Source organism: Lentzea sp. NPDC060358, assembly GCF_042725365.1.
GTDB lineage: Bacteria > Actinomycetota > Actinomycetes > Mycobacteriales > Pseudonocardiaceae > Lentzea.
In genome coordinates, this window is record NZ_JBHXCW010000123.1 from 1 (window position 1) to 23,126 (window position 23,126).

A 23,126-nucleotide genomic window follows, 5' to 3' on the forward strand; every position below is an offset into this window, starting at 1 on the left:
CTCCTGCGCCTTCCCCGTGAAGCTCTCGCGGTGCCCCTCGGGACGCCCGTCAGGACGCCGAGGTGACGCGGTAGACGTCGTAGACGCCCTCCACGCTGCGCACCGCCTTCAGCACGTGCCCCAGGTGCTTCGGGTCGCCCATCTCGAACGAGAACCGGCTGACGGCCACCCGGTCCCGCGACGTCGTCACCGACGCCGACAGGATGTTCACCCGCTCGTCGGCCAGCACCTTCGTGACGTCCGACAGCAGGCGGTGCCGGTCGAGCGCCTCCACCTGGATGGCCACGAGGAACACCGAGGAGGCCGACGGGGCCCACTCGACGTCCAGGAGCCGTTCGGGCGACTTGAGCAGCTCGTCGGCGTTCGTGCAGTCGGTGCGGTGCACGGACACGCCGCCGCCGCGCGTCACGAAGCCGAGGATGTCGTCGCCCGGCACCGGGGTGCAGCAGCGGGCGAGCTTCACCCACACGTCGCCCGCGTCCTTGACGATCACGCCCGCGTCGCCGGTGGGGCGGCGCCGGGTGACCGTGGACGGGGTGGCGCGGTCGGCCAGCTCCTCCTCGGCGTGGTCGACCCCGCCGAGCTGGGCGACGAGCCGCTGCACGACGTGGCGGGCCGAGGTGTGGCCCTCGCCGACCGCCGCGTACAACGCGCTCATGTCCGGGTAGTGCAGTTCCTTCGCGAGGGCCTGCATCGAGTCGACCGAGACCAGGCGCTGGATCGGCAGCCCGACGCGCCGGACCTCCTTGGTGATCGCGTCCTTGCCCTGCTCGATCGCCTCTTCCTTGCGCTCCTTGGCGAACCACTGCTTGATCTTCGCCTTTGCCCGCGGGGACGCGACGAAGCTCAGCCAGTCGCGGGACGGGCCCGCGCCCTCCGCCTTGGAGGTGAAGATCTCGACGACCTCGCCGTTCTCGAGCTTGCGCTCGAGCGCGACCAGGCGGCCGTTGACGCGGGCGCCTATGCAGCGGTGGCCCACCTCGGTGTGCACGGCGTAGGCGAAGTCGACGGGCGTGGACCCGGTCGGCAGCGTCTCCACGTCGCCCTTGGGCGTGAACACGAAGATCTCGCGCGCGGCGAGGTCCCAGCGCAGCCCCTCGAGGAACTCACCGGGGTCCGCGGCTTCCCGCTGCCAGTCGAGGAGTTGGCGCATCCACGCCATCTCGTCGATCTCGACGGACTTGCCGTTGTGCGTGCCCTTGGTCTCCTTGTAGCGCCAGTGCGCCGCGATGCCGTACTCGGCCCGCTGGTGCATCTCGTGGGTGCGGATCTGCACCTCGAGGGGCTTGCCGTCAGGACCGATGACGGTCGTGTGCAGCGACTGGTACACGCCGAACCGGGGCTGCGCGATGTAGTCCTTGAACCGGCCCGGCATCGGCTGCCAGGCCGCGTGCACGACGCCCATCGCCGCGTAGCAGTCGCGCACCTCGTCGACCTGGATGCGCACGCCCACCAGGTCGTGGATGTCGTCGAAGTCACGACCGCGGACGATCATCTTCTGGTTGATCGAGTAGTAGTGCTTCGGCCGCCCCTCGACCTTCGCGACGATCCGCGCGCCGTCGAGCTGCGAGTTCAGCTCCGCGACGACGGTCCTGAGGTAGGTGTCGCGACTCGGCGCGCGCTTCGCGACCAGGCGGACGATCTCGTCGTACTTCTTCGGCTGCAGGATCGCGAACGCGAGGTCCTCCAGCTCCCACTTCACGGTCGCCATGCCGAGGCGGTGGGCCAGCGGCGCGAGGACCTCGAGCGTCTCGCGGGCCTTGCGGGCTTGCTTCTCCGGCGGCAGGAACCGCATGGTGCGCATGTTGTGCAGCCGGTCGGCCAGCTTGATGACGAGGACGCGCGGGTCCTTCGCCATCGCGATCACCATCTTGCGGATGGTCTCGGCCTCGGCCGCTGCCCCCAGCTTGACCTTGTCGAGCTTCGTGACGCCGTCGACCAGCCGGGCGACTTCCTCCCCGAAGTCCTCTTTCAGCTGGTTGAGCGAGTAGTCGGTGTCTTCCACGGTGTCGTGCAGCAGCGCGGCCACCAGCGTCGTGGTGTCCATGCCCAGCTCAGCGAGGATCGTCGCGACGGCGAGCGGGTGGGTGATGTACGGGTCGCCGGACTTGCGGCGCTGCGGGCGGTGCTTCTCCTCGGCGACGTCGTAAGCGTGCTGCAGAAGCGCCAGATCGGCCTTGGGATGGAGGTCACGGTGCACGGCGGCGAGAGGTTCGAGGACCTGCTTCACCGGGGCCGCACGTTGGGCGGTGATGCGCCGCGCCAGGCGGGCGCGCACACGCCGGGTAGCCGACGGTTGAACAACCGTCGCAGCGGGTTCGGTGTCTTGACTCAACCCCACGCTCCTCGGGTCTCGCGAGTACCGAGGATAACGCGGTTTCGCGGACGAAACTTCCGATGGCGCGCTGAGCGGCGCAGCTCACACGGTGAACGCCGCCCGAACTTCCGTTCCGCCGATCAGGCGACGCTCGCCACGAACGCCCGCCAGGCGGGCAGCGAGAACGCGAGAACGTCACGTCCGGTGGCCTTCGAGTCGCGCACGAGCGCGTCGTGGGAGAGCGCCACCTCCACGCACGAACCGCTGGCCGTGTCACCGCTGTAGGTGCTCTTGCGCCAGGTCCGCTCGTAGGTCATGGGAGTCCTCCCGCAGTGCGCTGACGTAGTTCGCCAACAGGCTCCGCGATTGTCCCTCATCCAACGCACGCGCATCCAACCACTTGAAGAACTCACGGCTGCTCGCGATCGCCTTGCCGTCGTGTGCGAACACCTGGGCCACGTCGGTCTCGCTGTAGGCCAAGGGGGTGTGTTTCTCGAAGCTGAACAACGTCCGGGCAGATCGAGCGGCGATGGCCACTCCTGCCGACATCGGCACGATCCTCAGTTCGTGGGTGCGGAAGAGCATGCGCAGGTACTGCCCCTCCATGACCTGCCTGTCGCCCACGTGAACCCGCAAGGCGAGCTCGTGGACGTAGAAGAGACATTCCGGGCGATTGGGACGCCGCATGATGGTCTGCCGGTCGACCCGCAATTGCACGTGCTTCTCGATGTCCTGCGCGGCGACGTACCCGCCCTCGGCGAACAAGGCCCGCGCGTACTCCGGTGCCTGGAGTAGCCCCGGCATCGTCATACCGTTGAAGCACGTGATCTTCGTGGCCGCCGCCTCCGCCATCGCCACCGTGCGGAGGTTGTCGGACACCAGCACCACGTACGGGTCGAAGGCGTGGCGGTAGCGGTCGCGGAACGCCTCGAAGTGGTCCGTGTCCCGGCCGCACATCATCATGTACTGGACCAGGTCGATCTCGCTCGCCCGCGCCTTGCCCTTCTCGATGTTGGAGACCTTGCTCGGGTCCCAGCCGAGCTGCTCGGCGAAGGCGGCGCCGGTGAGCCTGCTGTGCTTCTCGCGCAGGCGCCGCAGCTCGTCGCCCAGGTCCCGGCTGTAGGCGGTGGAGGTGATCGCAGTCATGCGTTGGAACCGTAGGGATTGGCCGCGGTCCACGGGCCGGCTCGTTCGGGTGAAAATAGTCCGGTGAGGACCCTTCTCTGGTGCGCCGCGATGACGCTCGTGTGGCTCGGCGCGATGGCGTACCTCGCCCTCGACGACCCGTCGTACATCGACCCGAGGTCCGTCATCGGCTCGTCGGTGGGCTGGGTGGTCGCGACGACGCTGAGCTGGCTCGTGCTGCGCCGGGCGAAGGCGCCGGCGTTGTGGGAGATCGCGGTCGTGACGGCGCCCGCCTCGCTCGTGACGCTCGTGTTCGTGAGCGTCGGCGCGGCCTTCGTCGCCCCGACGCCGGGAGCCTGACCCGGCGGCTGAGAGGCTGAGGGCATGCACTCCCACCGGCCCGTCTGGCACTGCCTGGCGTTCGCGGGCGTCTGGTACGCCGCGCTGGTCCTGCTGAACCTGGTCACGGGCGGGGGCGCCGAGGCGGCGCGCGCCGCGACGATCGGGGTGGTGCCGTGGCTCGGGGCGTCCGTGGCGCTCATGAGGTTCAGCGGCGTGAAGGCCTGGCGCCTGGTCGTGCTGGGGCTGCCGATCTTCTACTTCCTGTGGGCCGTCACCGTCGTCGTGTCGTACCGGTTCGTCGTCCCGGCCAGCGGCTGACGTGCGAAGGGCCCGGCAGCGCTTGCCACCGGGCCCTTCGCCCGAGCACGAACCAGAAGCACGAACTAGACGGCCAGCAGTGCGCTGACCTCGCGGCCCGCGAGCCGCGAACGGCCGCCGAGAGCGGCGATCTCCAGCACCACGGACACGCCGGTCACGATGCCGCCCGCGCGTTCCACGAGCGCGCACGCGGCCTCGGCGGTGCCACCGGTGGCGAGGACGTCGTCCACGACCACGACGCGCTGGCCGGGCTGGATGGCCTCCGCGGGCAGCTCCAGCGACGCTGTGCCGTACTCCAGGTCGTAGGACTGGGAGTCCGCCACCACCGGGAGCTTGCCCGGCTTGCGCAGCGGCACGACGCCGTAGCGCCACCCGTAGCCCAGGGCGGCACCCAGGAGGAAGCCGCGCGATTCGATGGCGGCGATCACCTGGGTGCTGTCGTCGATCTTGTCCTGCAGGGCGTCGACCACGGCGCGCAGGGCGTCCGGGTCGGCGAGGACGGGCGTGAAGTCCCGGAAGACGACCCCCGGCTGGGGGAAGTCCGGGACCTCACGCAGCAGTCCCAGAGCACGATCCAATTTCAACGCTGGCGCTTTCCGGTCGGGCGGCGGCGCGCGTCGCCTGCCTTGGCGGTGCGGTGCGGCACCGACGCGGCGGCGGCGTACGCCTCTTCCTTGCGCAGGTCGGCGGCGAGGGCGTCCTCGTCGGCCGTCTCGATGCCGCCCGCGACCTGCGGGCCGGTGGCCTTGGCGCGGCGGGCGGCCACCCGCCTGGCCTGCGCGACGTACTTCGGGTCGCGCATCTTCAGGTCGACCAGCACCGGGGTGGCGATGAAGATCGACGACAGCGCGCCGATGAACATGCCGACGAGCTGCACGAGCGCCAGGTCCTGCAGCGTGCCGACGCCGAGGATGCCGACGCCGACGACCAGCAGGCCGATGACCGGCAGGAGCGCGATCAGCGAGGTGTTGATCGAGCGCATCAGCGTCTGGTTCAGCGCCAGGTTCGACGCCTCCGCGTAGGTGCGGCGGGTCAGGCCCAGCAGGCCCCGGGTGTTCTCCTTGACCTTGTCGAACACGACGACCGTGTCGTACAGGGAGAAGCCGAGGATGGTGAGCAGGCCGATGACCGTCGCCGGCGTCACCTCGAAGCCGATGAGCGAGTAGACGCCCGCGGTGATGATGACGTCGTGGAACACGGCGACGAGCGCGCCGACGGCCATCCGCCACTCGAAGTAGAACGCCAGGAACAGCGTCACCGCGACGAAGAACCAGAACAGGGCCCAGAGGGCCTTGCCGCTGATCTCACCGCCCCAGGACGCGGAGACGGCGCTGTCGGAGATCGCCGTCTGGCCGCCCTGCGGCTGGAGGTCCTGCGACAGCCCGGTCTTGAGGGCCGCGACCTCCGCGACGTTCAGCGCGGGCGACTTGAGCTGGATCGTCGCGCTGGCGCCGGAACCGACGGCCTGCACGGCGTTCGGCTTCTTGCCGGGGACGGCCTTCGCGTAGGCGTCCTCGACGGCCTTCGGCGTGATGGTCTGGCCGCTGGCCGACACCGACGGCATCGAGATCTTGGTGCCGCCCTCGAAGTCGATGCCGAGGTTGAAGCCCTTGAACACCATCGAGCCGATGCAGACCAGCAGGATGATGCCCGAGACGATGTACCAGCGGGTGCGCTTGCCGACGATGTCGAAGGCGCCGTTGCCCACGTAGAGGCGTGAGAACACGCTGCTCATGTCAGGCCTCCTTCACGGCGGACGTCTTGCCGGTCGTGGTGGCGCGGTGAGCGGCGCCCTCGCGGGCGGCACCACCCAGGCCGGACAGGCTCGGGTTGGACAGGAACTTGGACTTCGAGGCCATGGCGACCAGGGGGTGCGTCACCAGGAACACGACGACGAGGTCGAGGACCGTCGACATGCCCAGGGTGAACGCGAAGCCCTTCACCTGGCCGACGGCGATCACGTACAGCACGGCGGCGGCGATGAAGCTGACCGCGTCGGCGGAGAGGATCGTGCGCCGCGAGCGGACCCAGGCGCGTGGCACGGCGGAGCGGAACGTGCGGCCCTCGCGCACTTCGTCCTTCAGCCGTTCGAAGAAGACGATGAACGAGTCCGCGGTGATGCCGATCGCGACGATGAACCCGGCGATGCCGGCGAGGTCGAGCGTGAAGCCGATCAGGCGGCCGAGCAGGACCAGCACGGCGTAGATGACCACGCCGGACAGGACCAGCGACAGGATCGTCAGGATGCCGAGGAGGCGGTAGTAGAACAGGCAGTACACGAAGACCAGCGCGAGGCCGATGCCGCCGGCGATCAGGCCCGCCTTGAGCGACTGCAGGCCCAGCGTCGGGGAGATCGTCTGCGCCTCGGACGAGTCGAAGGAGAGCGGCAGCGCGCCGTACTTCAGCGTGTTCGCGAGGTTCGTGGCTTCCTTCAGCGTGAACTTGCCGCTGATCTCGGTCGAGCCGCCCGCGATGGCCGACTGGATGGTCGGCGCGGACATGACCTCGCCGTCGAGCACGACCGCGACGGCCTGCTGGACGTTGGCCGAGGTGAACGCGGCCCACTTCGTGCCGCCCTCGGACTTGAACTCGAGGTTGACGACGTAGCCGGTGCCGTTCGGGTTGTTGTTGGCCGCGGCGTTGTTGATGTCCTCACCGGTGAGGCGGGAGTAGTTCGTGTAGTCGTCCGGCTTGGTCTGGGTGTCCTCCTTGGGAGGGTTGACCGGAGCCAGCGTGTACTTGAACTCGCCCTTCTCGTCGCAGGTGACGAGCGGCTTGTCGAGGTCGTCGTTGCCGCGCAGCGGGTCGGCCTTGGAGCAGTCGAGCAGGAGCGCGGCCTGCTGGAGGACCTGCGGGTCCGTGCTCTGGCGCAGGGCCTTCGCGTCCTGGATCTCCTTCGCGACCTTCGGGTCGACGTTGGAGGGCGCGGACGGCGTGGACGCGGGGGCACTGGACGAGGACGGCGCGGCGCCGCTCGACGGCGGGGCGCTGGACGGCTGCGCGGCCAGGTTCGGCGCGGGGCGGCCCTGCGGGGCGTTGCTCGACGAGGGGGTGCCGGCGCTCTGGCTCGGCGGCGCGGACGGCGGCGTGCTCGCGGTGCCCGACGGGGAGGTGCTCGGAGACGGCTGCGTGGCCGGCGTGCCCGCCGGGACCGGCTGGCCGATGACCTTGCGGAACGCGAGGCGGGCGGTCTGGCCCAGACCCTTCGCGCCCTCGCTGTCGGCGCCGGGGACCGTGATCACCAGGTTGTTGCCGTCGCGCACGACCTCGGCACCGGAGACGCCGAGACCGTTGACGCGCACCTCGATGAGGTCACGTGCGCGGTTCAGCGCTTCCTCGCTCGGTTGGGCGCCGTCTTCCTGGCGCGCGGTCAGGGTGACGAGCGTGCCGCCCTGGAGGTCGATACCGAGCTTGGGTTTGGCCGAACCGTTCCCGGTCAAAAAGACCAGGGCGTAAAGCGCGACCACGATGAGGACAAAACTCGCCAGATACTTCGCAGGGCGAATTTGCCCGGCCGGAGGTGCCACGATCCGTCCGTCTCCTAGTAGCGATGGTTTCCGAGCGCGCAGCGTAACGCGCGCCGGGTGAGCTGCGCGTCACTACCTGGAGTTGGCGGTGTTCACAGTTGCCAACTCCAGGTGTCACGAGGTTGTTCGTTACTTCTTGGCGCTGTGGTCGAGGGGCTCGGCGACCTGCGCGGTGGTGGTCACCTCGTCCTCGGCGTCCACCTTCTCCTCGACGACGGTCTCGTCGGTGTCGGCGACCTTCTCGCGGATGGCGGCGCGCAGCCAGCGCGTGACGACGCCCTCGGAGATCTCGATGTCGATGGTGGTGTCGTGGCTGGCGTCGGCGACGGTGCCGTACAGACCGGACGTCGTCATCACCTTGTCACCGGGTGCGAGCGAGTTCTGCAGCTGCTGCTGCTCGGCCATCGCGCGCTTCTGCTTGCGCGCGCTGAGGAACAGCGGCACCGCGAGCAGAACCAGAAGCAACGGGAACATCAAAGACGTAAGGTCCATCATTCTCCGATCAAGTGGACATGCCTCGACGCACGTCCGATATGTCCAGGTGCTTTCACCGATTGTGCCAGGTCACCACAGTTGATCACCGGCGGGCGGTTCCAGCCCCAGGTGGTGCCACGCGGCCGGCGTCGCCACTCGTCCGCGTGGTGTCCGGGCCAGCATGCCAGCCCGGACCAAATAGGGCTCGCACACCTCTTCGACGGTGGTCGGCTCCTCACCCACCGCGACCGCGAGCGTGGACACCCCGACCGGTCCCCCGCCGAAGCTCTTGACCAGCGCCGCGAGCACCGCGCGGTCGAGCCGGTCGAGGCCGAGCTCGTCGACGTCGTAGACCTCCAGGGCCTGCCGGGCGATGTCCTCCGTGACCCGGCCGTCGGCCCTGACCTCGGCGAAGTCGCGGACCCGGCGCAGCAGCCGGTTGGCGATGCGCGGGGTGCCCCGGCTGCGCCCGGCGATCTCCTTCGCGCCGTCGTCGTGCAGGTCGACGCCGAGGATCTTGGCGCTGCGCTTCACGATGAGGTCGAGCTCGTCGGCGCTGTAGAACTCCATGTGCCCGGTGAAGCCGAACCGGTCGCGCAGCGGCCCGGTCAGCGCGCCGGACCGCGTCGTGGCCCCGACCAGCGTGAACGGCGCGATGTCGAGCGGGATGCTGGTCGCGCCCGGCCCCTTGCCGACGACGACGTCGACCCGGAAGTCCTCCATGGCGAGGTAGAGCATCTCCTCGGCCGGCCGCGCCATCCGGTGGATCTCGTCGATGAAGAGCACGTCGCCCTCGACGAGGTTGGACAGCATGGCCGCGAGGTCGCCGGCCCGTTCGAGCGCGGGACCGCTGGTGATGCGGATGGCGCTGTTGAGCTCCTTGGCGATGATCATCGCCAGGGACGTCTTGCCCAGCCCGGGCGGCCCGCTGAGCAGCACGTGGTCCGGTGCCGTGCCGCGGCGCATCGCCCCGTGCAGCACGAGTTCGAGCTGTTCGCGGACCCGGTGCTGCCCGACGAACTCCTCCAGGTCGGCGGGCCGGAGGCTGGTCTCGATGTCACGCTCGGCGGGCGCGACGTACGGGCTCAGCTCGTCGTCGCTCACTTGCGCCCCAGGGTCGCGAGCGCACGGCGCAGCACGGCGGGCGTGGACTGGTCGGGGTTCTCGGAGAGGACCTTGTCGACGGTCTGCTCCGCGGCCTTGGCCGGGAACCCGAGCCCGAGCAGCGCCTCGACGACGTGGTCACGCGTCTGGCTGTGCGCGGGCGTGGTCGGCGTGGGCAGCTGCCCGACCTTGTCGCGCAACTCGATGATGAGCCGCTCGGCGCCCTTCTTGCCGATGCCGGGCACCTGCGTGAGCACGGTGATGTTGCCTTCGGCCAGCGCGTGCCGCAGCTTGTCGGGCTCCAGCACCGCGAGCGTGGCGAGCGCGATCCGCGGCCCGATGCCGCTGACCGTCTGCAGCAGCCCGAAGAGCTCCCGCGCCTCGGCGTCGGCGAACCCGAACAGCGTGAGGCTGTCCTCGCGCACGACCAGCGTGGTGGCGAGGTGCGCCTCCTCGCCGCGGCGCAGGCTCGCGAGGGTGGTCGGGGTGGCCTGGACGGCGAACCCGACGCCTCCCACCTCGACCACGGCGTGGTCGAGGCCGACGTGCTGCACCTGGCCGCGCAGTGACGAGATCACCTGGTTCCTCCGGTCGTGACGTGCTTCGAGAGTAGTGAGCGCGGGTGGGTGGACCGGCGCGGATCGAGGCGGTGCGGGCTGGACCGGCGCGGGTCGGGGCGGCGCGCGGAGCGGCGCGGATCGGGCTGGCGCAACTTGGTCGCGCGCGGACTGGACCGCTGCGGGCTGGCCTCGCGCGGGCAGGAACTGCGCAAGCCGGCATGGCGTGGGCCGGAATCGCGCAATCTGACCTCGCGCGGGTTGGACCGGCGCGGACTGGACCGGCTCGGGTCCAGGGGGTGCGGGTGGAACCGGCGCAGGCCGGCCCCGTGTGGCCTGAACCGGCGCGGACTGGCCTCACTCGGGCTGGACCGGCGCGAGTTGAGCTGGCCCGGGCTGGGCTGACGCGAGTCGAGCTGCCGCAGGCCGGGCTGACGCACGTCAAGCTGCCGCAAGTCGGGCCGCCGCGCACCGGGCCGCCGCACATCGAGCCGCCGCACACCGGGCCGCCGCACATCGGGCCGCCGCACATCGGGCCGCCGCAAGTCAGGCTGCCGCACGTCGACCTGCCACACGTCGGGCCGCCGCGAGTCGGCGCCGCGCAAGCGCACGCTCGCGCAGGCGTCCCCCTGCCCTGAGGACCCCCGGCCTTGATCCTCCCCGCCACCCCTGACGATTTCGGCGACCGCTGAAGCCATCGCGATCGCCGCGACCCGGTTCACCCGATCCGCCGAACCGTCCACGACGAGGCCCGCCGAACCGCGCATGACGAGGCCCGCTGAACCATTCGCGACCCGATCCGCCAAACTGTTCGCGACCAGGTCCGCCGAACCGTTCACGGCGAGTTCCGCCGCGCCGCCTCGGCCAGCTTCGCCTTGTGCACGCGCGCCAGTTCCGCCGCCCGCGCCTGCGCCTCCTCCAGCCGCGACTTCATCGGCGCGCGCCAGTGGTGGCAGATGGCCAGGGCCAGGGCGTCCGCCGCGTCGGCGGGTTTCGGGGCCACCTTCAGGCCCAGCAGCTTCGTCACCATCATCGTCACCTGCGCCTTGTCGGCGCGGCCCGAGCCCGTGACGGCGGCCTTCACCTCGGACGGCGTGTGGAACTCCACCGGCAGGCCGCGTTGCGCCGCCGCCAGGGCCACCACGCCGGACGCCTGCGCCACCCCCATGGCGGTGCGGACGTTGTGCTGCGCGAAGACGCGTTCGATCGCGACCACCTGGGGTTCGTAGCGGTCCAGCCATTCGCAGACGCCCACGTACAGCTCGTGCAGCCGCACGGACAGAGGGGCGTCTACGGGCGTGCGCAGGACGTCGACCGCCACGGCGCGCACGACGCGGCCCGGGCCGCCGTCCACCACGCCGAAGCCGCACCTGGTCAGACCGGGGTCGACCCCGAACACCCGCACTACCGCTCCCCGGATCGCTCAACGAACAACAGTTCGAACCATATCCGGTACACCTATAGGCGACTGGCACCGACACGGTTCGACAAGTCCACTCCGGCGTTACTACGGTGGTCGGGTTTCGATCACGGGAGCGCCGGTGAAGAGGTTCTGGGTGGTTGCGGGGTGCGTCGGCACCTTCATGGCCGTCACGATCCTCCTGGTGCTCGCCGCGCCCCGCGAGATCGGCGTCGCGGTCGACAAGGTCGTGCAGCTCGTGTTCGCGATGGCGGCCCTCGTCGCCTATGCGCGCCAACGCGACGGATGGATGATGGCGGCGATGACCAGCCTCGCGGTCGGGTTGTCGGCGTGGATCTGGGGTCAGCAGATCCTGGGCGTGCAGCTGCCGTCGTCGACGATCGCGCCGATCGGGTTCACGCTCGTGCCGTTCCTGTGCCTGGCGGCGGTGGTCGTCAAGGCGCAGCACCGCCGCGGGAACGACCACCTGCCGAACTACCGCAGCCGCTCGGTGGTCGTGCTCGACGGGCTGATCGTGATCGGGTCGCTGTTCGTGCTGACGTGGGTGTCGGCGCTGGAGTCGCTGACCCGCGCGTGGGCCACCAAGGGGGCGGGCTTCGCGACCGTCATCGCGCACCCCGCCGCGTACCTCGTGCTGCTCGTGACGATCGTCGTGCTGTCGTGGACCCACCAGCCCGTGCGCCAGTGGCCGATGCTCTTCATCGCGGTGGCCGGCATCGCGCAGTCGTCGTCGGGGTGGGTGTTCGCCTACTACATCGCGCAGGGCATCACGGCGATCCCCGCCAGCGCGGACATTGGTTTCATGCTGTGTCCCGCCTTCTTCTTCCTCAGCGCGCTGGCACCGATCCGCAACCACGAACCCACGTCCGGAGGGCTGCGCACGGCCGACCTCCTGCATCTGCTCGTGCCGTACCTCCCGCTCGCGATCACGGGTCTGTTCGTCATCTGGAACACGGCCACCGGCGGCCGCCTCAACCCCGTGGAGATCTACGTCGGCCTTGTGGTCGTGTGTCTCGTGATCGTGCGTCAGCTGCTCACGCTGATGGACAACGTCCGGCTGATGGACCAGCTGCGCGTCTCGCGGGAACGTCTGCAGCACGAGGCGACGCACGACCCGTTGACGGGCGTCGCGAACCGGTCGTTGTTCCGCGAACGGCTCGAGCGCGCGCTGGCGGTCCGAGAGCGCTCGAAGCCGTTGATCCTGCTGTTCATCGACGTGGACGGGTTCAAGGCCGTCAACGACAACAACGGCCACGCCGAGGGAGACGTCGTCCTGCGCAACGTCGCCGCACGGCTGGAGCACAGCGTCCGGCCCGAGGACACCGTCGCACGGCTCGGCGGCGACGAGTTCGGGGTGCTGGTCGACGGCGGTGACGCCGAGGAGATCGGCGACCGGCTGCTCACGGCGCTCGGCCACCCGCACGAGGTGCTCGGGCGGGTGCACAGCGTGCGTGCCAGCATCGGTGTCGCACAACGGTTCTCGTTCGACCCCACGATCACCGCCGACGACGTGCTCGGCGCCGCCGACGCCGCGATGTACACGGCGAAACGGCTGGGCAAGGGCATGGTCGTCGTGCACGGTTCCCCGCTCCCGGAGATGACGTGACCCCAGAACAGCTGATCAGCGACCTGGGCATGCAGGAACTGCCCGTGGAGGGCGGCCACTTCGCGCAGACGCACCGGTCGGACGAGGCGTCCGCGATCGCGTACCTGCTGCGGTTCCCGGACTTCTCCGGCATGCACGTGCTGGAGCACCTGGAGATCTACCACTTCCACGCCGGCTCGCCGCTGCGGATGCTGCTGCTGCACCCGGACGGCTCGGTCACCGAACCGGTGCTGAGCCCGTCGAACCCGCAGGTCGTCGTGCCCGCGGGCGTGTGGCAGGGCAGCACCCCGGCCGGTGACTGGTCGCTCGTCGGCACGGTCGTCGTGCCGCCGTACACCGACGACGTCGTCGAGTTCGGCCACGCGGACGACCTGTGCGCGCGTTATCCCTCTCACGCCGAGACGATCAAGCCCCTGTGCCGCTTCTAGGATTCGTGGAATGGCCCTGATCCAGCTCAACGGCATCGACCTCAACGTCCAGACCGAGGGCTCCGGCGAGCTCGTAGTGCTCGTGATGGGCACCGGCAGTCCCGGCCGCGTCTGGCGCTCCTACCAGGTGCCCGCGCTGGTCGAGGCCGGCTACCGGGTCGCCTTCTTCGACAACCGCGGCATCAAGCCGTCGTCGGAGTGCGCCGGCGGCTTCACGATCGACGACATGGTGGCCGACACCGCCGCGCTGATCACCCACCTCGGTGGCGGCCAACCGGCCCACGTCATCGGCACGTCGCTGGGCGCCCGCATCACCCAGGAGCTGGCGCTGGCGCAGCCGTCTCTGGTGCGCTCGGCGGTGCTGATGGCCACGTACGGCCGGCCAGAGCCGGTGATGCAGGCGTGGTCGCGCGCCCTGTGCGACCTCCACGACCAGGGTGCCGAGGTGCCCGCGGCGTTCTACGCGGCCGCGTCGGTGGTCCGCAACGTCTCGCGGTCGACGCTGGCCGATCCCCGCACCGCCCAGGACTGGCTGCAGATGTACGAGTTCGCGGGGTCCTCGCTCAGCGCGGGCGATCGCGCGCAGCTCGCGCTGAGCGACTTCGACTCGCGGCTGGAGGCGTACCGGGCGATCACCGCGCGCACGCTGGTGGTCGGGTTCGCCGACGACCTCGTGCTGCCGCCCCGCCTCTCGCGCGAGGTGGCGGACGCGATCCCCGGCGCCCGCTACACCGAGGTGGCCGGCTGCGGGCACATCGGGTACCTGGAGCGGCCGGACGAGGTCAACCGGCTGCTGCTGGAGTTCCTCCGCGCAGGATGAACTCCGCCGTCTCCCCGGCCAGCCGGTCGAGGAACGCCGCCCGGTCGAAGTCCGGGTCCTCCGGCACGCCGGGCGGCAGCGTGTTCATGAAGCTGAAGTGCCCGGCTCCCGGCTCCACCCGCACCTCGACGGGACCGGGGGCCTGCCGCAGCACCTCGATCTGCAACGGCGGCGTCACGGTGTCCTTGGTGCCCGCGTAGGCGAGCACCGGCACGTCGACGCCCTCCAGCGCGCGGGGCCCGACGAACCACCCGGCGGCGGGCGCGAACAGCACCAGCTTCGAGACCCGCGGCGAGCGCGGCACGTCGAGCGGCTTGCGGCCGCGGCCCCACGGCGTGGCGCCCGCGAGGCACAGCGCCGCCCACCCGCCGATGGAGTGGCCGACGACCGCGACGTCGCCGGAGGTGCCCTCCAGCGCCTCGACGAGCCCCTCGGGGCGCTTGAGCAGGTCGGCGGTGGACGGCTCGCCCGGCATCAGCCGCTCGAACCGGGGCGCGACCACCTGGCAGCCGCGGCCGGTCAGGTGGTCCAGCAGCGGCCGGTGCCGTTCCGGGTCACCGCCGCCGCCGGCGGCGAAGAGCACGATCACGGGAGACCTCCTCCTAGCGGTGGGCAGCCTGGCCGGTCGGCCTGATCAGGATCTCGTTCACATCCACTGTGGACGGCTGCGACACGGCGTACAGGACCGCCCTGCCCACGTCCTGCGGTTCCAGCTTCGGCTCGTTCGCGCGGGACGCCGGGATCGCGTCGGTGTCGACGAGTCCCGGCTGGACGACGGTGACCCGCACGCCGGTGCCGACGGCCTCGGCGCGGATCGCCTGCGCGAGACCCGTGATCGCCCACTTGGTCGCCGAGTACAGGTTGCCCGGCCGCACGCCCCGGCCCGCGGCCGACCCGGTCAGCACGAGGTGGCCGCCCGAGCGCAGCAGGAACGGCATCGCGGCGCGGGCCGTGAACGCCGGGCCGCACACGTTCGTGGTGACCATGCTGGTCCATTCGGAGGGGTCGGCGCCCGCCGAAGACACGAACGAGGTGTCCACCGAGACGCCCGCGTTCGCGAAGACGACGTCTACCCGCCCCCAACGCGATTCCACTCGGGACATGAGATCCTGCACGGAGTCCCATGAGGACACGTCGCACTTCGCGTCCCACCCGCGGTCGCCGACGGACTCCTCGGCCGAGCGCGAGGCCCTGACCACGCGATACCCCGCCTCGGCGGCCAGGACCGCCGTCGCCGCGCCGATCCCGCGGGAGGCACCCGTCACCACGAAGACTTTCTCCATGATCGGCAACCCTAGTCAGGGAAACGTCAGCGGCGCCTGTTTGGATGCCGCGCATGAATGTCAACCGCAGGTCCGTGTTCGGGCTGGGGACCGTCGCCGCCGCGACGGCCGTGCTCGGCACCAACGGTGCAGCGCAGGCGCAGGAGGAGGCGGAGGTCGAGATCGAACGCTTCCCGACGACCGCCGACCGGTCGCGCAAGCGCATCGCGCAGATCTACCGGCGGCAGGTCCGCAAGGCCAGGGGCACCTGGTCGTCGCTCATCACCGTCGCCGACCTCGACGGCACCACGAAGTCCGCCGTGGACGAGGACGCCGACCGGGTCGTCGAGGCCTACAGCGTCAACAAGATCGCCGTCGCGGTCGCCGTGCTCGACAAGGTGGACCGGGGGCTCGTCCGGCTCGACCAGACGGTCACCGTCTCGTCCGCGATCGTCATCCAGGACACCGACGGCATCTTCGCGCTCGACGGCGCGTACCCGAGCGAGGTCACCGTGGGCCACGCGCTCGCGAACCTGCTGACCGTCTCGGACAACACGGCCGTGCGCCTGTGCGGCCTGGTCGTGCCTGCTCTCGAGCTCAACGAGATCCTGCGCGCCAAGGGTTTCGTGCACACGCAGGTCGTGCCCGTCGCGAACCCCAACCGGTTCTTCCTCGGCACCACGACGGCCCGCGAGACGCACACGCTGCTGCAGAAGCTGGTCGACGGCCGGTTGCTGTCCGAGGCGTCGACCGCCTACCTGCTGAACATCCTGCGCGCCACCGCGGCCTTCACCGACGGCGTCCGGCTGAACCTCACGACGAACGAGCGCCTGCGCGTCGCGACGAAGGCCGGCTGGTTCGAGGACGGCCGCAACGAGGCCGGGATCATGTTCAGCGAGGACGACCGCGCGATCCTGATCTACTCGATGTTCGCCTCCGGCACCTTCACCGGTGACAAGGCGGCGAACGAGGTCGACTTCAGCACCACGCACCCGGCCGTCGCGGCCCGCGCGGAGCTCGGCCGGTCGCTGTTCGACGCGGTCATCAAGATCACGACCTCGAAGCCGCGGCACCGCCCGAAGGTCTACCGGTTCTTCAACGGCGGCTGACCTCTGGAGCTACCGACTTCCTGAGAGTTCCGTGAATCCGCGCCACCGGGCACCGGATTTCGGCTATACAGGCACCACGCCGGGGTCGGTCGTCGCCGCCGTCGACGACCGGCTTCCCGCGCAGTCGCCCTACAACGCCGGTTCCACCAGGTCGCGGTACCTGCGTGCCACCTCCGCGACGACCTCGTCGAAGTCCGCGGCCCAGATGTCGGCGTTGAAGATCTCGACCTCCACGTCCCCCGCGTAACCGGTGGCAGCGACGTGCCTGGTCAGGCGGTCCAGGTCGATGTCCCCGTCGCCGGGATACCCGCGGCCCAGCAACACGTCCGCGGGCACCGGCGTGAGCCAGTCGCACACCTGGTACGACGCGATGAGCGGCCCCGCGCGCACGATCTGCGCGTCGAGGTCCGGGTCCCACCAGACGTGCAGCGCGTCCACGACGACGCCGACCGACGGGTGCCGTTCCGCGAGGTCGAGCGCCTGCGACAACGTCGAGAGCACGCCGCGGTCGGCGCAGAACACCGGGTGCATCGGTTCCAGCGCGAGCGTCACGCCCGCCTCCACGGCGTACCCGGACAGCTCAGCGACGGCGTCCGCGACGCGCTGACGTGCGCCGACGAGGTCCTTGTTCGCCTGCACTCCCCCGACCACCATCACGAGCACGTCGGTGCGCAGCGCGGCCGCCTCGTCGATCGCGCGCCGGTTGTCGTCGAGCGCGGCCCGGTTGTCCACTGCGGTCAGGAACCCGCCGCGGCACAACGACGACACGCGCAGCCCGGCGTCCGCGACGAGCTTGGCCGTGCGGCCGAGGCCGTGGTCGGCGACGGGGCCGCGCCAGAGGCCGATCGACTCGATCCCGTGCCGCGCGCAGCCCTCGACGGCCTCCGCGACGGTCGCGCGCTTGATCGTGGCCTGGTTCAGCGAGAGGCGAGCCACTGCCGCCACCGCCGTTCCGCGAGCTCCGGGTCGACCACGCCGGCGAGTTCGGCGAGCCGCTTGGCCTCGGCGAGGTGCTCGACGCCGCGGGCCGATTCCAGGCCGCCGAGCAACCGGAAGTGGTCCTGGTGCCCGGCGAGCCACGCCAGGAACACCACACCGGTCTTGTAGTAGTACGTGGGCGTGCTGAACAGGTGGCGCGACAACGGGACCGTGGGCGCCATGACCCGGTGGAACCCGGCGGTGTCGCCCTCGGCGAGCCGCGCGAGGGCCTTCGCCGCGACCGGGGCGATCGGGTCGAAGATGCCGAGCAGCGCGTCGCTGAAGCCCTGCTCGTCGCCCGCGATCAGCTCGGGGTAGTGGAAGTCGTCGCCGGTGTAGCAGCGGACGCCGGGCGGCAACGCGCGCCGCAGGCCGACCTCGTGGTCGGCGTCGAGCAGCGAGACCTTCACGCCGTCCACTTTGTCCGGTCGGGAGCGGATGACCTCCAGGAAGTTCGCGGTGGCCCGCGGGACGTCGGCGGCGCCCCAGTAGCCCTCGAGCCGGGGGTCGAACGCGGTGCCGAGCCAGTGCAGGACCACCGGTTCGCTGACGCGGTCGAGCAGCGTGCCGTAGACCTTCTCGTAGTCCTCCGGCCCCCTCGCCGCGGCCGCGAGGTGGCGCGAGCACATCAGCACCGGTTGCGCGCCCGCCTCTTGAACGACGTCGAGCTGTTCCAGGTAGGCCTGCAGCACGTCGTCCAGACCGGGCTCGCCGGTCAGGTGGTCGGTCGCGACGCCCGCGCAGAGCCGGCCCGCCTTCTCGGCGGCGCTGCGGCGGATCAGCTCGGCCGCGGCCGGCCAGTCGAGTCCCATGCCGCGCTGCGCGGTGTCCATCGCCTCCGCGACGCCCAGGTTGTGCGACCAGAGGTGGTGCCGGAACGCGAGCGTCGCGTCCCAGTCCACCGTGCGCTCGTCCGCGGCCACCACGTGTGCCGCCGCGAACACGATCCGTTCACCGCGGTCAGACATCCGCGATCGCCACCCGGCGACCCTCCGAAGAGGACCGCAGCCCGGCGGCGGCCAGCGCCACCCCGCGCGCCCCGGCGCGGAAGTCGTGCGGGAACGGGCCGTCGCCGGCCACGTGCCGCAGGAACTCCGCCCACTGCACCTTGAAGCCGTTGTCGAAGTCCTCGTTGTCCGGCACCTGCTGCCACTGCTCGCGGAACGGGTGCGCGACCGGCAGGTCCGGGTTCCAGACGGGCTTCGGCGTGGCGGCGCGGGGCTGCACGAAGCACTCCCGCAGCCCCGCGACGGCGCTGCCCTCCGTGCCGTCCACTTGGAACTCGACGAGCTCGTCGCGGCGCACCCGCACGCACCACGACGAGTTGATCTGGGCGATCACGCCGTTCTCGATCTCGAAGATCCCGTACGCGGCGTCGTCCGCGGTCGCCTCGTAGGGGCTGTCCTGTTCGTCCCAGCGCGTCGGGATGTGCGTGACGGCCTTGGCCGTGACCGCCTCGACGCGGCCGAAGAGGTCGTGGAGCAGGTAGCTCCAGTGGCAGAACATGTCCGAGACGATGCCGCCGCCGTCCTCGGCGCGGTAGTTCCAGCTCGGGCGTTGGGCGGGCTGCCAGTCGCCCTCGAAGACCCAGTAGCCGAACTCGCCGCGCACGCTGAGGATCCGGCCGAAGAAGCCGCCGTCGACCAGCCGCTTGAGCTTGCGGATGCCCGGCAGGTACAGCTTGTCGGCCACGACGCCGTGCCGGACGCCCTTCTCGTCGGCCAGCCGCGCGAGCTCCAGGGCCTGCGCAACCGTGTCCGAGACGGGCTTCTCGGTGTAGACGTGCTTGCCGGCCTCGATGGCCTTCGTGATCGACTCCACGTGCTTCGAGGTGACCTGCGAGTCGAAGTAGACCTCGACCGACGGGTCCGCCAGCGCGCTGTCCAGGTCCGTCGTCCACCGCGCCAGGTCGTGGCGCTCGGCGATCTCCTTGAGCTTGTCGGCGTTGCGGCCCACGAGGACCGGCTCCACCTTGAGCAGCGTCCCGTCCCGCAGCCGCACGCCCTGCTCGCGCAACGGCAGCAGGGACCGGACCAGGTGCTGGCGGTACCCCATCCGCCCGGTGACGCCGTTGACCGCGACCCCGATGGTCCGAACTGCCATCACACCTCCCTGGTAGCAGCGCTGGAAAGCGCTTTCCCGCCACGCTAATGGCGGCACTTCGCGGCCGTCAACCTCCCCGCGAGTTAGTCTCAGCGCTCACATGCGTGGTGACGGAGGTGGTCGTGTCCGCCCGACAGGTGACGCTCGCCGAGGTGGCGAAGCAGGCGGGTGTGTCGTTGGCGACCGCTTCCCGCGTGCTCAACGGCAGCACGCGGCAGGTGAGCGAGGACCTCAGCGACCGCGTCCTGCGCACCGCGGAGGAGCTCGGCTACGTGCCGAACGCCTCGGCGCAGGCGCTGGCCCGCAACTCGAGCTCGCTCGTCGGACTGGTCGTGCACGACATCACCGACCCGTACTTCTCCTGCATCGCGGCGGGGGTGACGCGGGTGGCCGAGGCGGCCGGGCTCGTCGTCGTCCTCGGCACGACCGGGCGCCGGCCGGAGCGTGAAGTCGAGCTGCTCTCGACTTTGCGCGCGCACCGGGCGCGTGCGGTGGTGCTCGCCGGTTCGCGGACCACGGACCGCGCGTCGCAGGCGCGGCTCGCGGCGGAGATCGACGCGTTCACCGAGCAGGGCGGCCGTGTGGCGTGCGTGTCGCAGGCGAAGCTCGGCACCGACACGGTCGTGCCGGGCAATCGGGCAGGAGGGCGCGCGCTCGCCCGTTCGCTCGCGGAGCTGGGCCACAAGAAGTTCGCCGTGCTGGGCGGTCCCCCCGAACTCGTGGTGGCCCGCGACCGGCTGGCCGGGTTCAAGGCGGGGCTCGCCGACGCCGGGATCGCGCCGCCCGTGGTGGTCAACGGCGCGTTCACCCGCGACGGCGGCCACGAGGCCGCGCTGGAGCTGCTGGCGTCGAAGACGCGCGCGACCTGCGTGTTCGCCGTGACCGACGTGATGGCGATGGGCGCGATGGCGGCCCTGCGCGAGCGCGGCGTGCGCGTGCCGGAGGACATGTCGATCGCCGGGTTCGACGACATCCCGACGCTGCGCGACACGGTCCCCGCGCTGTCGACCGTCCGGTTGCCGCTCGAGGAGATGGGTGAGATCGCCGCGGGTCTCGTGCTCGACGGCGGAGGTGACGAGGCCCGCACCGTCCGCGTGGCGGGTGAGGTGGTGCTGCGGGCGTCCACTGCCCACAATTAGACTCGTCCGGCTGTCCACGTACTTGAGTCATGAGGAGTTGAGCCGTCCCCATGGGGTCTGGCCCAGGCTGGCATACCAATCCGGTCCCCCGTTCTGATGGAGCGCGCAGGTGACCGGAATCCTTCTGAGCGTGCTCGGTCTGGTCGCCGTCGTGGCGCTGACCGCGGGCACCTTCATCGCGGTGGCGGCGGAGTTCTCGCTGACCGCGCTGGAACGCAGCACCGTCGAACGCCACGTCGCCGAGGTGGGCGACGCCACGGCGCGGACCATCGACCGTGCACACCGGACGTTGTCCTTCCAGCTCTCCGGCGCGCAGCTCGCCATCACCCTGACCACGCTGATCACCGGCTACATCGCGGAGCCCGCGATCGCGGCGCTGATCGAGCCGGGCCTGACCGGCCTCGGCGTGCCGGAGTCGGTGGCCGACTGGCTGTCGCTGGCCCTCGCGCTGGCGATCGCCACGGCGTTGTCGATGGTGTTCGGCGAGCTGGTGCCGAAGAACCTGGCCATCGCGAAGCCGCTCGAGACCGCGCGCGGGGTCGTCGGCATCCAGGCAGGGTTCTCGACGGTGTTCCGCTGGCTGATCAACGCGATGAACAACTCGGCGAACTGGCTGGTCAGACGTCTCGGCGTCGAACCGGTCGAGGAGCTCGCGTCGGCGCGGTCACCGGAGGAGCTGGGCGCGCTGGTGCGCACGTCCGCCGAGCACGGCACGCTGGACCAGGGCACCGCGGTGCTGCTGGACCGCTCGCTGCGCTTCGGCGACCGCACGGCGGGCGAGCTGATGACGCCGCGTGTGCGCGTGGAGGCGCTACGGGCCGATGCGACGGTCGCGGACCTCGTGCTGAAGGCACGGGAGACCGGCTTCTCGCGGTTCCCGGTGCACGACGGCTCGCTGGACGACGTGCGCGGCATGGTGCACGTGAAGCAGGCCTTCGCGGTGCCTTCCGCTTTGCGCGTTTCGACCCCGCTGTCCGCTTTGACCCGTCCCGTCTACTCGGTTCCCGAGACCCTGGAGGGCGACGCCCTGCTGGACCGCCTGCGCGCCTCGGGCCTGCAGACGGCGCTGGTCGTGGACGAGTACGGCGGCACCGCGGGCATGGTGACGCTGGAGGACGTCGTCGAGGAGATCGTCGGCGACGTGCGCGACGAGCACGACCGCGGCGAGGTGACGCCGGTCCGCTCGCTGGGCAAGGACAGCTGGCTCGTGTCGGGCCTGCTGCGCGACGACGAGGTGGCGGAGGCCACCGGCTTCCGCATGCCGGAGGGCGACTACGAGACGCTCGCCGGCCTGGTGCTGGCCCGCCTGGGCCGCATCCCCGACGTGGGTGACGAGATCCGCGTCGACGGCTGGCGGGTGACCGTGATGCGCATGGACCGCCACCGGGTGGCCGAGCTGCGGGTGGTGTCGTCGTGAACTTCCTCTTCGTGTTCCTGCTGCTGGCGGGCAACGCCTTCTTCGTCGGCGCGGAGTTCGCCGTGATCACGGCGCGGCGCGACCGCCTGGAGGCGCTGGCGGACAAGGGCTCCTCGCGCGCCCGCACCGCGATCAAGGCCTCGCAGCAGCTGCCGTTGCTGATCGCGGGCGCCCAGCTCGGCATCACGCTGTGCTCGCTCGGCCTGGGCGCGATCGCGGAACCCGCGCTGGCCTCCGTGCTCGAGGGCCCCCTCGGCGCCGTCGGGCTGCCGTCGGCCGTGGTGCACGGTGTGGCGTTCGCGGTGGCGTTGGTCATCGTCGTCGCGCTGCACACGATCCTCGGCGAGATGGTGCCGAAGAACCTGGCCATCGCCGGTCCCGAACGGGCCGCGGTCTGGCTCGTGCCGGTGCACTACGGGTTCTCGCGGATGATCGCGCCGGTCCTGGCGATGTTCACCGCGGTCGGCCGCTGGGTGCTGCGCCGGTTCGACGTGGAGCCGGTGGACGAGCTGGAGTCGGCGTACACGCCCGACGAGCTGGCGTTGCTCATCGGCCAGTCGCGGTCCGAGGGGCTGCTGGAGGACTCCGAGCACCGCCGTCTCGCGCAGACGCTGTCGTCGGCGGAGCGGACCGTGGCGGACGTCCTGGTGCCGCTCGACCGCCTGACGACGGTGTCCGCGTCGCCGACCCTCGGGGAGATCGAGTCCGTGGTGGCCACCACGGGGTTCTCCCGGTTCCCGGTGCTGTCCGACACGGGCCTCGTCGGGTACCTGCACGTCAAGGACGTGCTGGACCTGGAGGGCGAGGAGACCCCGGTGCCGCGGTCGCGCGTGCGCGGGCTGCCGGAGGTGCCGGTGGACGCGCACCTGGACGAGGCCCTGGCCGCGTTGCGCCGGGCGCAGTCGCACCTCGCCCGCGTGATCGGCGGCGACGGTGCGGTGCTGGGCGTGGTGGCACTGGAGGACCTGCTGGAGGAGTACGTGGGCACCGTGCGCGACGGCACCCACGTCCGCTGGGTCTAGTCCCGCTGGTGCGCAGCGGTGCGGATCTCGAGCATCAGACAGCCGCTCTCCGTCCGAT

The 23,126-nt window shown here is 70.8% G+C and carries 24 protein-coding genes; 9 read left to right on the top strand and 15 right to left on the bottom strand.

All coding sequences use genetic code 11. The features are described from left to right. Window positions 1–49: 49 nt before the first annotated feature. The 3 genes from ACFWGZ_RS24260 to ACFWGZ_RS24270 form a co-directional block, all read right to left on the bottom strand. Window positions 50–2,335, bottom strand: a complete 2,286-nt coding sequence (locus tag ACFWGZ_RS24260; RefSeq protein WP_382453858.1) for a RelA/SpoT family protein — start codon at window positions 2,333–2,335, stop codon at window positions 50–52. A gap of 122 nt (window positions 2,336–2,457) precedes the next feature. Beyond that, entirely contained in the window at window positions 2,458–2,634 is a 177-nt protein-coding gene (locus tag ACFWGZ_RS24265) for a DUF397 domain-containing protein (RefSeq protein ID WP_382453859.1), read from the bottom strand. Further along, the gene (locus ACFWGZ_RS24270; RefSeq protein ID WP_382453860.1) at window positions 2,591–3,463 is read right to left on the bottom strand and encodes a helix-turn-helix domain-containing protein; all 873 of its coding nucleotides are present in this window, start codon (window positions 3,461–3,463) and stop codon (window positions 2,591–2,593) included. The genes ACFWGZ_RS24265 and ACFWGZ_RS24270 overlap by 44 nt, the downstream gene beginning before the upstream one ends. Before the next feature lie 63 nt (window positions 3,464–3,526). Here ACFWGZ_RS24270 and ACFWGZ_RS24275 point away from each other — a divergent pair, with 63 nt between their 5' ends. Together ACFWGZ_RS24275 and ACFWGZ_RS24280 are read left to right on the top strand one after the other, a co-directional pair. After that, entirely contained in the window at window positions 3,527–3,802 is a 276-nt protein-coding gene (locus ACFWGZ_RS24275; protein WP_382453861.1) for a hypothetical protein, read from the top strand. Window positions 3,803–3,826: 24 nt separating this feature from the next. Then, window positions 3,827–4,102 carry a hypothetical protein gene (locus ACFWGZ_RS24280; RefSeq protein ID WP_382453862.1) on the top strand — a complete coding sequence of 92 codons (276 nt, stop codon included), beginning with the start codon at window positions 3,827–3,829 and terminating at the stop codon, window positions 4,100–4,102. Between the two features lie 65 nt (window positions 4,103–4,167). Here ACFWGZ_RS24280 and ACFWGZ_RS24285 read toward each other — a convergent pair whose 3' ends face one another. The 7 genes from ACFWGZ_RS24285 to ruvC form a co-directional block, all read right to left on the bottom strand. Continuing rightward, entirely contained in the window at window positions 4,168–4,686 is a 519-nt protein-coding gene (locus tag ACFWGZ_RS24285) for an adenine phosphoribosyltransferase (RefSeq protein ID WP_330856809.1), read from the bottom strand. Continuing rightward, window positions 4,683–5,837, bottom strand: coding sequence for a protein translocase subunit SecF (secF, locus tag ACFWGZ_RS24290; RefSeq protein WP_382453863.1), 1,155 nt, complete (start codon window positions 5,835–5,837; stop codon window positions 4,683–4,685). The genes ACFWGZ_RS24285 and secF overlap by 4 nt, the downstream gene beginning before the upstream one ends. Window position 5,838: 1 nt before the next feature. Then, window positions 5,839–7,629 (bottom strand): protein translocase subunit SecD, encoded by a 1,791-nt coding sequence (gene secD, locus ACFWGZ_RS24295; RefSeq protein ID WP_382453864.1) that lies wholly within the window; start codon window positions 7,627–7,629, stop codon window positions 5,839–5,841. A gap of 129 nt (window positions 7,630–7,758) precedes the next feature. Beyond that, a complete protein-coding gene (gene yajC / locus ACFWGZ_RS24300) occupies window positions 7,759–8,103 on the bottom strand; it encodes a preprotein translocase subunit YajC (RefSeq protein WP_382453865.1) in 345 nt (114 codons plus the stop codon). Between the two features lie 90 nt (window positions 8,104–8,193). Further along, the gene (gene ruvB, locus ACFWGZ_RS24305) at window positions 8,194–9,207 is read right to left on the bottom strand and encodes a Holliday junction branch migration DNA helicase RuvB (protein ID WP_382453866.1); all 1,014 of its coding nucleotides are present in this window, start codon (window positions 9,205–9,207) and stop codon (window positions 8,194–8,196) included. Further along, complete coding sequence (gene ruvA, locus ACFWGZ_RS24310; RefSeq protein WP_382453867.1) at window positions 9,204–9,785, bottom strand: Holliday junction branch migration protein RuvA; 582 nt, start codon at window positions 9,783–9,785, stop codon at window positions 9,204–9,206. The genes ruvB and ruvA overlap by 4 nt, the downstream gene beginning before the upstream one ends. An 814-nt stretch (window positions 9,786–10,599) precedes the next feature. Then, on the bottom strand, window positions 10,600–11,169 hold the full coding sequence (gene ruvC / locus ACFWGZ_RS24315) for a crossover junction endodeoxyribonuclease RuvC (RefSeq protein ID WP_382453868.1): 570 nt from the start codon (window positions 11,167–11,169) through the stop codon (window positions 10,600–10,602). 136 nt (window positions 11,170–11,305) lie between these two features. Between ruvC and ACFWGZ_RS24320 the strand changes: the two genes are divergently transcribed. The 3 genes from ACFWGZ_RS24320 to ACFWGZ_RS24330 are packed head-to-tail and all read left to right on the top strand — an operon-like array spanning window position 11,306 to window position 14,038. Further along, window positions 11,306–12,790, top strand: a complete 1,485-nt coding sequence (locus tag ACFWGZ_RS24320; RefSeq protein WP_382453869.1) for a diguanylate cyclase domain-containing protein — start codon at window positions 11,306–11,308, stop codon at window positions 12,788–12,790. Next, window positions 12,787–13,218, top strand: coding sequence for a cupin domain-containing protein (locus ACFWGZ_RS24325; protein ID WP_382453870.1), 432 nt, complete (start codon window positions 12,787–12,789; stop codon window positions 13,216–13,218). Before ACFWGZ_RS24320 ends, ACFWGZ_RS24325 begins: the two co-directional genes overlap by 4 nt. A gap of 10 nt (window positions 13,219–13,228) precedes the next feature. Then, window positions 13,229–14,038: an alpha/beta fold hydrolase gene (locus ACFWGZ_RS24330; protein ID WP_382453871.1), complete on the top strand. Its 810-nt coding sequence runs from the start codon at window positions 13,229–13,231 to the stop codon at window positions 14,036–14,038. On the opposite strand, the gene ACFWGZ_RS24335 is transcribed toward ACFWGZ_RS24330, so the two are convergent. Further along, window positions 14,001–14,627: an alpha/beta hydrolase family protein gene (locus ACFWGZ_RS24335; RefSeq protein ID WP_382453872.1), complete on the bottom strand. Its 627-nt coding sequence runs from the start codon at window positions 14,625–14,627 to the stop codon at window positions 14,001–14,003. The genes ACFWGZ_RS24330 and ACFWGZ_RS24335 overlap by 38 nt on opposite strands. Window positions 14,628–14,640: 13 nt before the next feature. Continuing rightward, complete coding sequence (locus tag ACFWGZ_RS24340) at window positions 14,641–15,324, bottom strand: SDR family oxidoreductase (protein WP_382453880.1); 684 nt, start codon at window positions 15,322–15,324, stop codon at window positions 14,641–14,643. A 50-nt stretch (window positions 15,325–15,374) separates the two neighbouring features. Here ACFWGZ_RS24340 and ACFWGZ_RS24345 point away from each other — a divergent pair, with 50 nt between their 5' ends. Then, window positions 15,375–16,409: a serine hydrolase gene (locus ACFWGZ_RS24345; protein ID WP_382453873.1), complete on the top strand. Its 1,035-nt coding sequence runs from the start codon at window positions 15,375–15,377 to the stop codon at window positions 16,407–16,409. 129 nt (window positions 16,410–16,538) lie between these two features. Here ACFWGZ_RS24345 and ACFWGZ_RS24350 read toward each other — a convergent pair whose 3' ends face one another. The 3 genes from ACFWGZ_RS24350 to ACFWGZ_RS24360 are packed head-to-tail and all read right to left on the bottom strand — an operon-like array spanning window position 16,539 to window position 19,490. Then, window positions 16,539–17,345, bottom strand: coding sequence for a sugar phosphate isomerase/epimerase family protein (locus ACFWGZ_RS24350; protein ID WP_382453874.1), 807 nt, complete (start codon window positions 17,343–17,345; stop codon window positions 16,539–16,541). After that, on the bottom strand, window positions 17,327–18,355 hold the full coding sequence (locus ACFWGZ_RS24355) for a dihydrodipicolinate synthase family protein (protein ID WP_382453875.1): 1,029 nt from the start codon (window positions 18,353–18,355) through the stop codon (window positions 17,327–17,329). The genes ACFWGZ_RS24350 and ACFWGZ_RS24355 overlap by 19 nt, the downstream gene beginning before the upstream one ends. Continuing rightward, window positions 18,348–19,490 (bottom strand): Gfo/Idh/MocA family protein, encoded by a 1,143-nt coding sequence (locus ACFWGZ_RS24360; RefSeq protein WP_382453876.1) that lies wholly within the window; start codon window positions 19,488–19,490, stop codon window positions 18,348–18,350. The genes ACFWGZ_RS24355 and ACFWGZ_RS24360 overlap by 8 nt, the downstream gene beginning before the upstream one ends. 122 nt (window positions 19,491–19,612) lie before the next feature. Here ACFWGZ_RS24360 and ACFWGZ_RS24365 point away from each other — a divergent pair, with 122 nt between their 5' ends. From ACFWGZ_RS24365 to ACFWGZ_RS24375, 3 genes are all read left to right on the top strand, one after another. Then, entirely contained in the window at window positions 19,613–20,629 is a 1,017-nt protein-coding gene (locus tag ACFWGZ_RS24365; RefSeq protein ID WP_382453877.1) for a LacI family DNA-binding transcriptional regulator, read from the top strand. Between the two features lie 109 nt (window positions 20,630–20,738). After that, complete coding sequence (locus tag ACFWGZ_RS24370; protein ID WP_382453878.1) at window positions 20,739–22,046, top strand: hemolysin family protein; 1,308 nt, start codon at window positions 20,739–20,741, stop codon at window positions 22,044–22,046. Further along, complete coding sequence (locus tag ACFWGZ_RS24375) at window positions 22,043–23,068, top strand: hemolysin family protein (RefSeq protein ID WP_382453879.1); 1,026 nt, start codon at window positions 22,043–22,045, stop codon at window positions 23,066–23,068. The genes ACFWGZ_RS24370 and ACFWGZ_RS24375 overlap by 4 nt, the downstream gene beginning before the upstream one ends. Window positions 23,069–23,126: the final 58 nt, after the last annotated feature.

Excerpts from the sequence above, each read along its gene's own strand:
- ACFWGZ_RS24265 (WP_382453859.1), bottom strand. The coding sequence starts at position 2,634 with ATGACCTACGAGCGGACCTGGCGCAAGAGCACCTACAGCGGTGACACG.
- ACFWGZ_RS24270 (WP_382453860.1), bottom strand. The coding sequence starts at position 3,463 with ATGACTGCGATCACCTCCACCGCCTACAGCCGGGACCTGGGCGACGAG.
- ACFWGZ_RS24280 (WP_382453862.1), top strand. The coding sequence starts at position 3,827 with ATGCACTCCCACCGGCCCGTCTGGCACTGCCTGGCGTTCGCGGGCGTC.
- secF (WP_382453863.1), bottom strand. The coding sequence starts at position 5,837 with ATGAGCAGCGTGTTCTCACGCCTCTACGTGGGCAACGGCGCCTTCGAC.
- yajC (WP_382453865.1), bottom strand. The coding sequence starts at position 8,103 with ATGTTCCCGTTGCTTCTGGTTCTGCTCGCGGTGCCGCTGTTCCTCAGC.
- ACFWGZ_RS24330 (WP_382453871.1), top strand. The coding sequence starts at position 13,229 with ATGGCCCTGATCCAGCTCAACGGCATCGACCTCAACGTCCAGACCGAG.
- ACFWGZ_RS24345 (WP_382453873.1), top strand. The coding sequence starts at position 15,375 with ATGAATGTCAACCGCAGGTCCGTGTTCGGGCTGGGGACCGTCGCCGCC.
- ACFWGZ_RS24355 (WP_382453875.1), bottom strand. The coding sequence starts at position 18,355 with ATGTCTGACCGCGGTGAACGGATCGTGTTCGCGGCGGCACACGTGGTG.
- ACFWGZ_RS24360 (WP_382453876.1), bottom strand. The coding sequence starts at position 19,490 with ATGGCAGTTCGGACCATCGGGGTCGCGGTCAACGGCGTCACCGGGCGG.